12 protein-coding genes (1 of these 12 cut by a window edge) are annotated in these 14697 nt (G+C 67.8%); 4 read left to right on the top strand and 8 right to left on the bottom strand.

What is annotated here, in order from left to right:
• Positions 1-284 carry the final stretch of a monovalent cation:proton antiporter-2 (CPA2) family protein gene (locus ABNQ39_RS19805; protein WP_376959960.1) on the top strand. Its footprint begins 1414 nt before the window's first position, so only the last 284 of its 1698 coding nucleotides appear in the window; its start codon lies off the left edge, out of view; it ends in the stop codon at positions 282-284.
• A 6-nt stretch (positions 285-290) separates the two neighbouring features.
• Here ABNQ39_RS19805 and ABNQ39_RS19810 read toward each other — a convergent pair whose 3' ends face one another.
• From ABNQ39_RS19810 to ABNQ39_RS19825, 4 genes are read right to left on the bottom strand one after another with little or no spacing between them, the layout of a single operon-like run.
• Complete coding sequence (locus tag ABNQ39_RS19810) at positions 291-1328, bottom strand: sulfate/molybdate ABC transporter ATP-binding protein (RefSeq protein ID WP_109050695.1); 1038 nt, start codon at positions 1326-1328, stop codon at positions 291-293.
• 31 nt (positions 1329-1359) lie between these two features.
• Positions 1360-2247 (bottom strand): sulfate ABC transporter permease subunit CysW, encoded by an 888-nt coding sequence (cysW, locus tag ABNQ39_RS19815; protein WP_376959961.1) that lies wholly within the window; start codon positions 2245-2247, stop codon positions 1360-1362.
• On the bottom strand, positions 2237-3139 hold the full coding sequence (cysT, locus tag ABNQ39_RS19820) for a sulfate ABC transporter permease subunit CysT (RefSeq protein WP_376959962.1): 903 nt from the start codon (positions 3137-3139) through the stop codon (positions 2237-2239). The genes cysW and cysT overlap by 11 nt, the downstream gene beginning before the upstream one ends.
• A 3-nt stretch (positions 3140-3142) precedes the next feature.
• Complete coding sequence (locus tag ABNQ39_RS19825; RefSeq protein ID WP_109449108.1) at positions 3143-4150, bottom strand: sulfate ABC transporter substrate-binding protein; 1008 nt, start codon at positions 4148-4150, stop codon at positions 3143-3145.
• A 249-nt stretch (positions 4151-4399) separates the two neighbouring features.
• Between ABNQ39_RS19825 and ABNQ39_RS19830 the strand changes: the two genes are divergently transcribed.
• The 3 genes from ABNQ39_RS19830 (at position 4400) to ABNQ39_RS19840 (ending at position 7604) form a co-directional block, all read left to right on the top strand.
• Positions 4400-4615, top strand: coding sequence for a hypothetical protein (locus ABNQ39_RS19830; RefSeq protein ID WP_376959963.1), 216 nt, complete (start codon positions 4400-4402; stop codon positions 4613-4615).
• A 201-nt stretch (positions 4616-4816) separates the two neighbouring features.
• A complete protein-coding gene (locus tag ABNQ39_RS19835) occupies positions 4817-6376 on the top strand; it encodes a glycosyltransferase (protein WP_376959964.1) in 1560 nt (519 codons plus the stop codon).
• Positions 6377-6380: 4 nt separating this feature from the next.
• Positions 6381-7604: a glycosyltransferase family protein gene (locus ABNQ39_RS19840; RefSeq protein WP_376959965.1), complete on the top strand. Its 1224-nt coding sequence runs from the start codon at positions 6381-6383 to the stop codon at positions 7602-7604.
• Positions 7605-7610: 6 nt separating this feature from the next.
• Here the strand turns inward: ABNQ39_RS19840 and ABNQ39_RS19845 are convergent, their stop codons facing one another.
• The 4 genes from ABNQ39_RS19845 to ABNQ39_RS19860 all read right to left on the bottom strand — a co-directional run bounded on the left by ABNQ39_RS19845 (position 7611) and on the right by ABNQ39_RS19860 (position 14694).
• Positions 7611-11024, bottom strand: coding sequence for a DEAD/DEAH box helicase (locus tag ABNQ39_RS19845; RefSeq protein ID WP_376959966.1), 3414 nt, complete (start codon positions 11022-11024; stop codon positions 7611-7613).
• Between the two features lie 124 nt (positions 11025-11148).
• Positions 11149-11943: a hypothetical protein gene (locus tag ABNQ39_RS19850; protein ID WP_376959967.1), complete on the bottom strand. Its 795-nt coding sequence runs from the start codon at positions 11941-11943 to the stop codon at positions 11149-11151.
• 57 nt (positions 11944-12000) lie between these two features.
• Complete coding sequence (locus ABNQ39_RS19855) at positions 12001-13188, bottom strand: polysaccharide pyruvyl transferase family protein (protein ID WP_376959968.1); 1188 nt, start codon at positions 13186-13188, stop codon at positions 12001-12003.
• Between the two features lie 192 nt (positions 13189-13380).
• On the bottom strand, positions 13381-14694 hold the full coding sequence (locus tag ABNQ39_RS19860; RefSeq protein WP_376959969.1) for a glycosyltransferase family 4 protein: 1314 nt from the start codon (positions 14692-14694) through the stop codon (positions 13381-13383).
• Positions 14695-14697: the final 3 nt, after the last annotated feature.

Consider the following 14697-nt stretch of genomic DNA (forward strand, 5'->3'; position numbering starts at 1 on the left):
TCACGCTGAACCGGCCGGACGCCGCGCACCGCGCCGTGGAGGCGATCCATGCCACGGCCCCCACTCTGCCGATCATCGCCCGCGCCCACGATCTGGGCCAGAGTGCGGCGCTGGCGAGTGCGGGCGCCAGCGCCATCGTGCCGGAAACCATGGAGGCCAGCCTGCAGTTGGCCGGCCTCGTCCTGCGCAGCGCCGGGGTCGAGGCCGCGGCGGTGGACCTCAGCCTGAAGGCCCACCGCGACGGCAATTACCGGACGCTCGCCGATCAGCAAGCGTCCAACTGACAGAGCTCAGCGAGCGAACACCCGCGCCCGGTCGATGTGAATCGCGCAGCGGTCGCCGGCGGCGATGCCGAGCGTGGCGAGGCGCTCGCGGTCCATCTCCGCCTCCAGCGACAGGCCGGCGAGGTCGATGTCGATCCGGGCGTCCGGCCCCACGACATGGATGCCGGAAATGCGTGCCGGACCGGCAGAGGCCGGGGTGACCCCAAGGTCGTGCGGGCGGACATAGGCGACCGCCGGCCCCTGCACGCCTCCCTGGGTCGGGATCGCCAAGGCACCGTCGCCGACATGGGCGATGCCGCCCTCCACTGTGCAGTCGAACCGGTTCACCTGACCGAGGAACTCATAGACGAAGGCGGAGGCCGGGTGGTCGTAGACCTCCGCCGGCGTGCCGATCTGCTCGATCCGGCCTTGGTTCATCACGACGACGCGGTCGGCCAGTTCCAGCGCCTCCTCCTGGTCGTGGGTGACGAAGACGGAGGTGATGTGGATGTCGTCATGCAGCTTGCGCAGCCAGCGCCGCAGCTCCTTGCGGACCTTGGCGTCGAGGGCGCCGAAGGGTTCGTCGAGCAGCAGCACCTTCGGCTCGATGGCCAGAGCGCGGGCCAATGCCACGCGCTGGCGCTGGCCACCCGACAGCTGCGCCGGATAGCGCCCGGCGAAGGGCGACAGCTGCACCAGTTCCAGCAGCTCGGTCACACGCCGCTTGATTTCGGCGGAGCCGGGGCGCTCGCCGCGCGGACGCACCTTGAGGCCGAAGGCGACATTGTCGAACACCGTCATGTGGCGGAACAGGGCGTAATGCTGGAAGACGAAGCCGACCTGCCGGTCGCGCGGCTTCAGCCCCAGCGCCTCCTCGCCATTCAGCAGCAGGCCGCCGCCATCGGGGCTTTCCAGCCCGGCCATGATGCGCAGCAGCGTGGTCTTGCCCGAGCCGGAGGGGCCGAGCAGGGCCAGAAGCTCCCCCGACTTCACCTCCAGATCGACGGAATCGAGGGCGGTGAAATCGTTGAAGCGCTTGGTGATGCCTGAAACCTGGATCGCCATTGGTCCCGTTTTCCTCTCCAGAGCCCGGCGATCAGTGCCGGGACGCCGCCAGCTCGTCCCCGAAGCGCCACTCCAGCGCGGTCTTCACGACCAGCGTGACCAGGGCCAGCATGGCCAGGAGCGAGGCGACCGCGAAGGCGGCGACGAAATTGTATTCGTTGTAGAGAATCTCGACATGCAGCGGCATCGTGTTGGTCTCGCCGCGGATATGGCCGGAGACGACCGACACGGCGCCGAACTCGCCCATCGCGCGGGCGTTGCACAGCAGCACGCCGTAGAGCAGGCCCCATTTGATGTTGGGGATCGTCACCCGCCAGAAGGTCTGCCAGCCGGACGCGCCCAGCACCAGCGCCGCCTCCTCCTCGTCGGAGCCCTGCTCCTGCATCAGCGGAATCAGTTCGCGCGCCACGAAGGGGAAGGTGACGAAGATGGTGGCGAGCACCAGTCCCGGCACGGCGAAGATGATCTGAACGCCCATGTCGCGCAGGTAGGAGCCGAACAGCCCGTTCATGCCGAACAGCAGGACGTAGATCAGGCCGGAGATCACCGGCGACACCGAAAAAGGCAGGTCGATCAGCGTGATCAGCAGATTCTTGCCGCGGAAGTCGAACTTGGCGACGCACCAGGACGCGGCGACGCCGAACAGCAGGTTGGCCGGCACCGAAATGGCGGCGACAATCAGGGTCAGTTCGATTGCGGCGACCGCGTCCGGCTCGGTCAGTGCCAGCCAATAGGCGCCGAAGCCGCGACGCAGCGCCTCGGCGAACACCGCCACCAGGGGAAGCAGCAGGAACAGCGCCAGGAACAGCAGGGCTCCGCCGATCAGGAGCGCCCGGACCCAGCCGGGTTCGGTCAGCGCGGATTGCGCCGGCGGCACCGCGATGGAGGCCGGCGCGGAAATGCTGGTATCAGCGGGCATGGCGCGACCTCATCCACTGCTGAAGGAGGTTGAGGATCAGGAGCATGACGAAGGACACACCCAGCATCGCCGTACCGACCGCGGCGGCGCCGGCATAGTCGTACTGCTCCAGCTTGATGACGATCAGCAGCGGCAGGATCTCCGTCAGGCCCGGCATGTTGCCGGCGATGAAGATGACCGAGCCGTATTCGCCGACCCCGCGGGCGAAGGACAGGGCGAAGCCGGTGACCAGCGCCGGCAGGATGGCGGGCAGGATGACGCTGCGGAAGGTCTGGAATCGCGAGGCGCCCAGCGAGGCCGCCGCCTCCTCCTCCTCCGCCGGCAGATCCTGCAGGATCGGCTGCACCGTGCGGACGACGAAGGGAAGGCCGATGAAGGTCAGCGCGATGGCAATGCCGAGCGGCGTGAAGGCGACCTTCATGCCGAACAGCTCGTTCAGCGGCTTGCCCAGCCAGCCGTTCGGGGCATAGAGCGCACTCAGCGCGATGCCGGCTACCGCCGTCGGCAGGGCGAAGGGCAGATCGACCAGCGCATCCACCAGCCGCTTGCCGGGAAAGTCGTAGCGGACCAGCACCCACGCAACGAGGAAACCGAAGATCGCGTTGGTCAGCGCCGCGGCGAAGGACAGCCCGAAGCTGACCTCGAAGGCGGCGAGAACCCGGGGCGTCGTCACCGCCGACCAGAACCCGCTCCAGCCGAGCCCGCTGGACCTGACGATCAGGGCGGCCAGCGGGACCAGCACGATGAAGCCGAGATAGCTGAGCGTGAAGCCCAGCGTCAGCCCGAATCCGGGGAGAACGCTGGGCTTCCGGAAGAGAGGAACGGGGGCGCGGACCGTCACCGCACCCCCCTTTCCTGCCAGAGCGTCGTCGCTGTCGGCAGCGGCGACCATAGGTCAACGCCCCTTCTGGAAGATCTGGTCGAAGACACCACCGTCCGAGAAGTGCTTCTCCTGTGCGGCACGCCAGCCCCCGAATTGGTCGATGGTGACCAGCTTAACATCGGCGAAGCGTCCCGCATACTGGCTCGCCAGTTCCGGGAGACGGGGACGGTAGAAGTTCTTGGCGGCGATCTCCTGCCCTTCGCGGGTATAGAGGAACTGGAGATAAGCCTCCGCCACCTTGCGGGTTCCCTTGCGGTCGACAACCTTGTCGACGACGGCGACCGGCGGCTCGGCCAGGATCGACAGGCTGGGGACCACGATCTCGAACTTGTCGGCGCCGAATTCCTGCAGAGACAGGTAGGCCTCGTTCTCCCAGGCCAGCAGCACGTCGCCGATCTCGCGCTGGGTGAAGGTCACGGTGGCGCCGCGGGCGCCGCTGTCCAGAACCGGGACGTTCTTCAGCAGCTGCGCCACGAATTCCTTGGCCTTGCCCTCGTCACCGCCATTGGCCTGGAGGGCGTAGGCCCAGGCGGCCAGATAGTTCCAGCGTGCGCCGCCCGACGTCTTCGGGTTCGGGGTGATGACCTGTACGCCCGGCTTCACCAGATCGTTCCAGTCCTTGATCCCCTTCGGATTGCCCTTCTTCACCAGGAAGACGATGGTAGAGGTGTAGGGGGAGCTGTTGTTCGGCAGGCGGCTCTGCCAGTCCTTCGGCAGCAGCCCGGTATCGGCGATGGCGTCGATGTCGTAGCCCAGCGCCAGGGTCACGATGTCGGCATCCAGCCCGTCGATCACCGAGCGCGCCTGCTTGCCGGAGCCGCCGTGCGACTGGCGCACGGTCAGGGCGCGGCCGGTTTCGGCTTCCCACTTCTTGGCAAACGCCTTGTTGAACTCAACATAGAATTCCCGGGTCGGATCGTAGGACACGTTCAGCAGCGTGTCCTTGGAATCGGCGGCGGCCACACCCAGCCAGGCCATGGTCAGACCGGCGGCGAGAAGAGTCAGGCGGCGAAGCGACATGACAGATGGTCTCCTTCGGTGGCTCCTGAATTGCACGGGAATTTTTCGTGGTACCCGCGGCAACTTTTCTATTTCTTGTGTAGAGTTTGCCGATGGCTAGCGTGCTTGGGAAGTGGTTTTTTCGCCGATTCCGGCGGGAAATCCGCAAGACACAATCAACCCATTGGCGGTAAAGCAGAAAACGCTTCCGGAAAATCCGTGCCGCCCCTCATCGCCAAGCCCGCGCCGTATGGGAGCAGATGGGGAAGGATGGCCGGAAGCGGCAACTTTACCGGCCTTGCCTTGTTGATTACCGACAGATCGACACTGTCAGGAGCAAACGCAATGGCTGGCCCTTCCCGGAATGTGGGCACTGAACTCCCGAAGGCCGGCACCTCGCGGGGCCTCGGGCGCCCCGCCATGTGGACCATTCTCGGCATCCTCGCGGTTCTTTCGCTGCTGCTGCTGTTCTTCCCAACCTGGTAACGGCAGCCGGCGGCCACGTGCCGTTCCCGATCCGGGGCGGCACGTGGCAACCGACCTGGCAATCGACATGGCAACCATGTCGTGGAGCGAGTGCATTGACAGCTGTCGGCATCGCACCTATCGGTGGAAAAGGATGCCGGCACAATCCCGCCCCGTCGAGGCGCCGCCGGTGGCCGCTGCGCCAGCCGGGACTTTCCAACGATGCAAGCCTCCGATTCACATGCCAAGGAACTGACTGACCTGATTGCCCGTCTTTGCGGTCCGGCCGGGACCGGCGAGGCGTTGAAGGCGATCTCCGACAGCTGCGAATCCGCCACGGCCGCGGGGGCGGGGCGGGATGCGGCGGCGATGGAAAGGCTGGACGGCGCGACCGCCGGCCTCGACCCCATCCTGCGCGAATCGGCGCTGGCCTACGTCTCCGGCGATCTGCGCCGCTACCTGCTTATCCTGGAGATGCTGGACACTGTGCTGGATCTGGCATCGCTGGACGGCATCAACCAAATCTTCTGGTCGATGCAGCGCCAGCTGTTCCTGATGCGGATGGATTTGGGCTCAGTGCCCGATTTCGTCGTCGGACACCTCTTTCCCTTCTACGAACGGTTCCTGCGGCAGGTTGCGGTGCGGCTGGAACTGGATCCGGCCGGACGGCAGGTGGGCATGCCCGGTACGGGACGGGTGGTCATCGTGACCAACCAGTTCCTGTCCGCCGAACACCAGCCGTCGCGCGACCTGCTGCTGCTGGCGGTGCGGTTGCAGCGCGACCTGGGTCGGACGGTGCTGGTTCTCAACACCAACATGATGCCGGACCGCTATTACAGTGCCTTCGTCCCGCCCTTCGCCGCCGCGGTCGAAGACAGGCTGTCGGGAGAGCAGACGATCCGCTGCGGCAACGAGCGGATCCGCATGCTGTCCTCCACCGCGCCCGGCATCACCGCTGAGAAGCTGGCCGGCTTCCTGTCGGCGGTGGAGGCGTTCGACCCCGATCTGGTGATCGGTTTCGGCGGTTCGGTGATCGTCGCCGACCTGCTGGGAAGCGCGTATCCGGTCATGTGCGTCCCCACCACCAGCGGACAGACCATCTCGCTCGCCGACATCGTGCTGGATTTCGGCGGCCATGCGCAGCCGCCGGGAGGCGGACGGCTGGCAATGTCCTGGCGCCCGGCACGCTTCGGCCTGTCGCTCCGCCGCACCGGGGAGACGGCCGCACGGGCGGAGTTCGCCCTGCAGGAGGGCGCTTTCGTCTGCGTCGTTGTCGGCAACCGCCTTGATGCGGAGACCGGCGGCGGATTCCTCGATCTGCTGGGCCGGATCTTGGATGCGATTCCGCGGGCGCTGGTGCTGTTCGCCGGCGGAGTGGAAAGCCTGCCCGGACGGCTTGCAGCCGACCGCCACGCCGGACGCCTGCGCAGCCTGGGCCATGTCGACCGCGTGGAAGCGCTGATGTCGGTCTGCGACCTGTTCGTGAACCCGCGCCGTGCCGGTGGAGGGGCGGGAGCGGCCCAGGCGATGGCCGGCGGCGTGCCGGTGCTGTCCTTCGACGGCGGCGATGTCGCCAGCGTGGCCGGACCGTCCTTTCTGGTCGTAGACGAGACGGCCTTCGTCGCCCGCGCCGTTGCGCTGGCGGAGGACCCCGCTCTGTTGGCCGAAGCGAGGGAGAAGGCCCGCGCGCAGGTGGTCAAGGTGGAGCGGGAGGGCGCCGACATCGCGCAGCTTTCCGCCTATATGGCCGAGGCGGTCAGCCTGTTCGACAAGCGGAGATAGCGGCATGCGCTTCCTGCTGTGCGGACAGGGCACGTCGGAAATCCTGTGGTCGATCCAGGCGGCTCTGGTCGATCTGGGGCATGAGTCGGTGCTGGCGCTGCCCGACATCTCACAGGATGTGATCGACCGCCGCATCGACGCCCTGTTCGTGCTGAATTTGTTCGAGATTCCCAGGCCGACCGTGGAGATGCTGCGTGGCTACATCGCGCAGTTCGGCACTGCGCCGGCCATCGTGCATGTGTGCCTGAAGCACCCGCTGGAAGAAATCGGCGCCGTGAATGCCGAACAGATCCGCGATGCCGACCGCTGGATGGCCGAGAACGACATTTCCATGTGGTGCATGTGCCAGGGATCGGCCGAGCAGGCCGTCCGGCTGGGACTGAGCCGGGTCTTCCACGAACCGCTGGGCATCCATCGCTGGATTTGCACCGCCCCCGCGGCGGACGGATCGGTCGATCTCTACAAGCGCTGGATGGCGCCGGACACGCCTGGACTGTGCCGCCACCCCTATGTCGCGATGAAGGGACAATCCGATACCGATGCGGAAACGTCGGTGCGGGACCGTGTCCTCTATCTGGGACAGGGCTGGCCCGAGCATCTGGAAGCCGGGCGTGAGCCGGTGGCTCCCTCGATCCAACGCGATGCGGAAGCGGTGGCGGCGGCGATGACGGAACGGCCGGCACTGCACCGAGTGCAGGCCATGGACCGTTGCGGGCTGGCCGACCGCTCGGCGGACCCGGCCTGGACGCTGGACTTCAACCGCGCCTTCACCATCGCCTTCGCGGTGGAGAACCGCCGCCGCTTCGCCACCGCCCTGCGCCGCGGTCTGGGCGAGGGGTTCTCGCTGTGGGGCAATGGATGGGAACGCTTCGACCTCAAGGCCGGTCCGGTCTCGCCGGCCCCGCGCAATGCCTACCCCGACGCGGCGGCCTGCCTGGATTTCGGCAGCCTCGCCTTTGACACGGCGATTTTTCCCAGGACTCTGGAAATCGTCAAACGCAACGGACTGCTGGTCAGTTGGCGCCATACCGACACCGCCCGGCTGTTCGGGCCGACCGAGGACCGGTTGACCTTCAACGGCGAGGACGACGCCGTCAGCCTTCTCTCGGCCCTGTCCGGGGACGCCGACCGCCGCGCGAGGCTGCGGTCGGCGCATCTGGAGCATTGCTTCGACGCCCTGGCGCTGACCGCCATCCTGCCGCGGGTCATCGGGCACGCCTGTCGCTGACAGGGCCTATTCCCGCTTTCGCCGCTGCGCCTTGCGGACGATCATCTCGATGCAGTCGAGCACACGGGACGCGTTCGCCAACCGGCTTTCGGCATCCGGCGCCTCCAGAGCTGCCGACAGGCGGTCGTCCTGGGCTCGCAGGACGCCTTTCGAGCGCTTCGCCAGCGTCGCCGCCCTGGCCGCGGCGCGCTCGCCCCGCAGGGTGACCGCCACCCCCGCCGGGCCGCAGCCGAGCGAGGCGATGCCCAGAGCCCGGCAGCGGCAGCGCAGCCCGGCGATGGCCAGCAACCTCTCCACCGGGACCGGCAGCGGTCCGAAGCGGTCCTCCATCTCCTCGCGCAGGGCGTCCAGTTCGCCCGCCTCGCGGTTGCGGGCGATGCGGCGGTGCAGGCCGATGCGCAGCTCCTCTTCCGGGATGTAGGCCGACGGGATGCAGTGCGGCACCGCGACCGTCACCTCCGGATCCCAGCGCGCATCGGGCTGGCGGCGGAGTGCCCGCAGGGCGTCGGCCAGGATGCGCTGGTAGAGTTCGGTCCCCACCGCACGCAGATGGCCGCTCTGGTCCTCGCCCAGCAGGTCGCCGGCCCCGCGTTGGTCGAGGTCGAGCATGCTCAGCACGAATCCGCCGCCCAGGCTTTCGATCACCTCCAGCGAGCCGAGCCGGCGCGCCGCCCGCTCCTCCAGCGGGTGGTCGGGGTCGGTCAGCAGATAGGCGTAGCCCTGCACCGCCCCGCGCCCGACCCGGCCGCGCAGCTGGTGCAACTGGCCCAGCCCGAACAGGTCGGGGCGGAACAGCAGCAGCGTGTTGGCACGCGGGATGTCGATGCCGGATTCGATGATCGGCGTCGCCAGCAGGATGTCGCTCTCGCCATCGACGAAGCCCATCACCGCATCGTCCAGCGCCGCCGCTCCCAGCCGGCCATGCGCCACGGCAATGCGGGCCGACGGGACGAGCCCGCGGATCCACGCCTCCAGTTCGCCGAGGTCGGCAATGCGCGGAGTGACGCAGAAGACCTGCCCGCCGCGTCCCAGCTCACGAAACAGGGCGGCACGGGCGGTGGCCGGGTCGCGGGGCGTGACGGCGGTGCGCACCGGCCGGCGGCGGGCCGGCGGCGTATCGATGATGCTGAGGCCGCGCAGCCCCGCCAGGGCACCCTGCAAGGTGCGCGGAATCGGGGTGGCGCTGAGCGCCAGGCTGTGGACGCCCTTGATGCGCCGCTTCAACGCCTGCTTCTGCGTCGCGCCGAAGCGCTGTTCCTCATCCACCACCATCAGGCCCAGACGCTGGAAGCGGACATCCTTGGACAAGAGGGCATGGGTGCCGATGACGATGTCGACCGATCCATCGGCCAGCCCGGCACGCACGCGGTCGCTCTCGGCCTTGGTCATGGCGCCGGTCAGCGGCTCCAGCCTGATGCCGAAGCCGGCGAAGCGGCGACGGAACACCTCCAGATGCTGGCGGGCGAGGACGGAGGTCGGCGCCATCACCGCGACCTGATGGCCGGCGAAGGCGACCGCGGCGGCGGCGCGCAACGCCACTTCGGTCTTGCCATAGCCGACGTCGGCGCAGACCAGATGGTCCATCGGCTGGCCCTGGCGCATGGCGTCGAGCACGGTCTGGATGGCGCGGCGCTGCCCCTCGGTCGGGTCGAAGCCGAACCGGGCGCCGAAGCGGCGCATGCGGTCGGCCGGCGGGTCGATGACCGGCGCCGACTCCCGTGCGCGGCGGCGGGCTTCGCGCAGGATGCCCTTGGCGGTCTCGCCGATCTCCGCCTCCAGCACGGCGCGGCGTTCCAGCCAATGGGCGTTCTTCAGGCTGTCGAGCTTCGCGCCGGTGTCGGCCGAGCCGTGACGCCACAGCCGGTCGAAATCGGCGGTCGGCACCAGCAACCGGTCGTCATGGGCATAGTCCAGCACCAGGAAATCGGCGGTGTCACCCTCGCCGTCGCCGGAGGCGATGGTCTCCAGACCGATCAGTCGGCCGATGCCGTAATCGAGGTGCACGACGAAGTCGCCGGTCGACAGTTCCGACGGGGCCAGCGGTGGCCGGACCTGCGCCTCGCCGCCGCGCGCTTCGGCATGGCGGGGAGCGACCAGCACGGTCATGCCGTCGCAGGTGAAGCCGTCGGCGATCCGCAACGCCAGCACGGCGCAGTCCCCTGCCGCCAGCGGCGGCTCAGGCCAGCGGTCCAGCCGGGGCACCGGACGCCCCAATGCCGCAGACATCCGCTCGGCCAGCCGGTCGGCCTCGCCCGCACCGGATCGGGCGGCGAGCAGCACGGCACGGCCCTCCCCGACCAGACCCGCCGCCCGGCGCAGCAGCGTACGCTCCGTCCGCACCGCTTCCACGGCGGAACCGGCCGTCACCTCCACCGGCAACAAGGTCCGTGCAGCCAGTTTTTTGTCCAGCGTGTCGGCGTCGATCAGCCGGCGTTCCAGCGGCGGGACCGGCAGCAGACAGGGGTCGTCGCGCAGGATCCGCCTGTCGATCCCTGCCTCGGCCAGATCGTCGGCCCGTGCCTCGATGCGGTCGCGCGCACCGGCGTCCAGCACGACCAGCGCCTCCGGCAGCAGGTCCAGCAGCAATGGGCAGTCGGCGAAAACATTGGGAAGCTGAAGGTCGAAGGCATAGGGCCGGCGGCCTTCCTCCAGGTCCCGCCGCAGCCCCTCCGGCAGCGCGGATCCCAATCCGGCAAGGCCGGCGGCCAGCCGGTCGAGCATCTCCGGCCCGACGATCAGGTCGGTGACCGGCCCCAACGCAAGCTCGTCGATCGACTCGACCGAGCGCTGGGACACCGGATCGTAGAGGCGCAGGTCACGCACCACCCCGTCGGCGATGTCGCAGCGGACCGGGCGGTCGCAGTGGCCGGGAAAGACCTCGACCACCGCTCCCCGGATCGCCACCTCGCCGGGCTCGTCGACCCGGTCGTCCATCACATAGCCGGTGCGGGCGAACCAGCCGCGCCAAGCGGCTTCGTCATAGGCCATGCCGCGGGTCAGGCGGAAATGCCCGCCCGCCCAGGCCTGCGGCGGCGGCACCCTCTGCAAGGCCAGATCGGCGGAGGCCACCACCAGCCGCCCGACGGCCGGCTCCTCCCCTTCGGCAAGCCGCATCAGCCCAGCGGCGCGGCGGCCCAACACCGCCCGCGACGGGGCGGCACGGTCGCCGGCCGCCGTCTCGTCGATGGGTAGCAAAATGGTGTCGAGATCGGGGAAAAGATCGCCCACCAGTCGCGCCAGCCGGCTGGCGCGCGCATCGCTGCGGGCGAGTAGCAGGACGCCGCCGGGCCGCCGGGCGAGGGCCGCAAGCCGGACGGCCAGTTCGCCCTCGCTACCGACGGATAAGCTGGTGGGGGACGATGCCGGGACCGGAAACGGCGCATCGGGGGCGGGTTCGGCGACGGGAAATCCGTCAAGCATGTGGGCAGGCTCCGCTGTATCGCACCGCACGGCCCCCGATGGGAGGGACGTCAGGGCCGCGAAGGGTAAACACCGCCGGGTCCCCCGCGGTTGCCTACCCTTCAGTCTAGCGGAACCTTCCCGATCAGTGCAGCACCAGCCAGCCGACCAGAACCGCCAGGAAGGCGCCGGCCGTCGAGCCCAGCACGGTCAGCAGCGGCGACCACCCTGCCCCGCCGGTCTTTTCCGCCGACGCGCTGTCCAATCCGCGCAGGCTCTGGTCCATCCGCATCAGGAAAACCTCCAGGCCGCCGACACGCTCGGACAACTCGCGCACGGACTCGGCCAGGGCTTCGGAGCGCTCGCCATCGGCTGTTTCCAGGCGGGCGGCATCGGCCCGCAGCGCCGCCACCCCCTCGCCCGCATCGCGCAGAAGACGGCCGATGGTCTGCTGGGCGGCGGCAAGCTGGCGCTGGTCGCGGCGCAGAGCGTCGATCCGCTCCCCAATGCGATGCAGATGCGGACCCAGCAGCCGGTCGAGGCGCTGGTCCTCCGGGTTGGGCTGGGCGAAGGTCGCCGTCTCGCCGGTGGAGGGCGACCTCACCACCGCCACCACCCGCGACGGATCCGCCCCCTCCGGCAGGATCACCTCCGCCTCGAAGGCATGGGCGCCGTCACCGATGCCGCCGCCGGCCAGATCGGGCCGCGGACGGTCGGCCGCCACCCGTGCCAGCGTGTCCGGCGGACCGCCGTCCCGCTCCAGCCGCAACTCGATCTCCAACCGGTCGGCCGGATGGTTGCCGTCCCAGGCCCAACCGAAGACACGGCCCCCCTGCAAGGCGTCGATGTGACCGACGATGGCCGCCGCTTGGCGTGCGTCGAGGGGATCGGCCACGGGGGTGGGGTCGCGAAGCTCGACGATCTTGGCAGTGGCGGACATGGGGCCGCTTTCCGGTTGTTCTGGACGATTGTCGGGCTGGAAAAGGCGCGTCTGCGCTTACGCCGCCTTGCGTTCCGTGGTGCGGCGCAGAGTGTGGCTGGGCATGCGGTGGGGGACGTAGTTCTCGTCAAGGAACTCCCGCATGTCGCGATAGCGCTGGTAGTAGGTGCGGTTGAACTTCTCGAACAGGCTCTGGTCCCAATACTCCTCAAGGACGAAGGGCTTGTCGGAATAGACGTTGTAGCAGGGGATCGCGAAGGTCTCCGCGAACTCCGCCGTACGGCTGTCATAGCTGAAGTAAACCGACGGCGTTGCGTTCGACAGGGCCATCAGGTTGCCGTGCAGGCGGTAGCCCAGCACGAGATCCTTCGACCGCACGAGGTTCTCGTAGTCGGCGACGACATCCGAATACCACAGCCGCTCGCGGTACAGCGCGTCCATCTCATCGTCGAAATACCACTGCTTCAGCCAGGCGCTGTCATGCAGGTGGGCCCAGGCTTCCGTCTTCTGCTCCTCGGTGCCCCACAGCAGCTTCTTCTCCTCGACCTCGCCCTGCATCATCAGCACGGTGTCGAAGCGGCGGGAGATGTCCTTCACGAAGTCGCGGTGGCGCTCCAGATACTTGCGCACGTCCGGCGAATAATGCTTGGAGACCTCGCGGCGCATGGTGATGCCGACCTTGCGCACGCTGTCGAGAGCCGGCAGGTCGATGCGCAGCTCCGGATCGCGGTTGCGGAAGGCGGTCGGGCAGCCGACGATGCGGGTGTTCTTGATGCCGAGGTCCCACAGCACTTCCGCGGTGTAGGTGCCGCGCACGCCGAGCGTCGTCGATTTGTCGGCGATCATCCGCCAGATGCGCTTGCTTTCCTCGGTCAGCGTCAGCTTGCCGGTGGCCGGCGCCTGGGCGCCGACGCCGAAGCCGATGACGGGGATGCGCAGCTTGGCCAGCACCTGGATGGTCGCCGCCGGCCAATCCATCGAATCATGGATGTAGTTGCTGCCGCGCAGGAAGACATAGTCGTATTCGGCATTGATCCGGTCGACCACTTCCTGGCGGAACTCGCGAATCTCCAGCACATCCAGCTTGTCGTAGGTCAGCAGCTTCAACGAGGAGTCGAAGACGAAGGCGTCGCCGATGTTGTGGTAGTGGTCGATGCTGCGCTGGATGTCCTGGTAGCTGTACCAACGCACGCAGTCGTGATCATAGACTTCGCCCGACGGAATCATGACGAGAATGTTGGCCACAGCGGATCTCCCTGGGTTTGGCGTCAATAGAGATGGATGATTCCCGGATCATCGCCGGGACAATTCAAATTGGCGCACAGACCTTGTCTGGAAGGCCTCGTGACTTTCATTCCAATTATAGCAATTTATTCAGAGGTTATCCGATAGAAATATTTCACACTTCCGAAAATATCACAGACCATCTCGTTTTTCTTAAGACCGCTGAGCCACTGCCCGTTCCAGCATGGAGGGTGCGGCACCGCCGGCGGCGAGCAGGGCGTCGAACACCTCCGAATGCTGGCGGGCGCACTCGGCGCGGTCGATGGGGCGGCGGATGCGCAGGCGCAGGCGGTCCCACAGGTCGGGCGTGGTCAGCGCCTCCGTCATGCGGTCCACCAGATCCTCGACACTGCCGTTGCGGAAATGCAGGCCGTCGACGCCGTGGGTCACCTTCTCCGCCATGCCGCCGATGTTGCTGGCGATGATCGGGCGGCCATGCAGGAAAGCCTCCTGAATGACGACGGGGGAATTCTCCCACCAGATCGACGGAATGATCATCCAGTCGACGTCCTTCATCAGGCCGGGCAGTTCGGCCGAGCGGTAGCTGCCGTAGAAGCGCACCCGGTCGCCGGCCTTCTCCACCGCATCGTTGAAGCGCTTCTGATAGGCCTCGGGCTGGCGTTCCAGATTGCCGCCGAAGATCATCAGTGCGCCGTCCTCGCCCCAGGCCTTGTCGGAGAGGCGCGACACCGCCTCCACCAGCAGGTGCGCGCCCTTGAACTCGGTCAGCTGGCCGAAGAAGGCGAAGCGGTTGCGCTTGCCGCCGCGGGTGACCGGGCGCGGCGGGGCGATGCCCTCGATGGTCAGGCCGTTCTCGATCATGCGGAACTTCTCGCGCGGCAGCCCCCAGTCGACATAGCGGTCGATCAGGAAGTTCGACGGGCTGATGTAGAAGTCCGCCTGCTCCAGGAAGGTCTTCAGGAACAGCTCGCGCTTGAAGAACTCCGCCTCGCCGATGTGCGGGAAGCAGCCGGCGCAGTCGGCCGGGCTGGAACGGTAGCACAGCGCGTTGCGGCTGGTCTTCACCATCTGGCCGTGGTGATGGCAGATCGACAGGTATTCATGCAGCGTCACCACGATGGGGACGCGCGGCAGGGCCTGGCGCACCGCCTGGATCGTCTCGATCCCCAGCCCCAGGAAATGATGGAAGTTCACCACGTCCGGCTGCAGGTCGCGGACATAGCGGACGAAGTCCTTCTCCAGTCCCGGCAGGTTGCGGTTGGACAGGCGGAAATGGTCGTAGTCGTTGGCGTAATACAGCACCTCCCGCTCCTTCTGGCGAAGCGCCATCAGGGCGGAGCCGCGATGCTGGGCGATGGGCGGCGCCACGCGGGCCAGATAGTGGCTTTCCCAGCCCGGCAGGTCGTGCAGGCCGTTGTGCAGGTTGTAGGAGGCGACCTCACCCCCGCCCAGCGAGAAGGAGGGGTGGCCATGGCTGATGATCAGCGCGCGCTTGGTCTTGCTCATCGG

Source organism: Azospirillum sp. A26 (genome assembly GCF_042604635.1).
Lineage (GTDB): Bacteria > Pseudomonadota > Alphaproteobacteria > Azospirillales > Azospirillaceae > Azospirillum > Azospirillum palustre.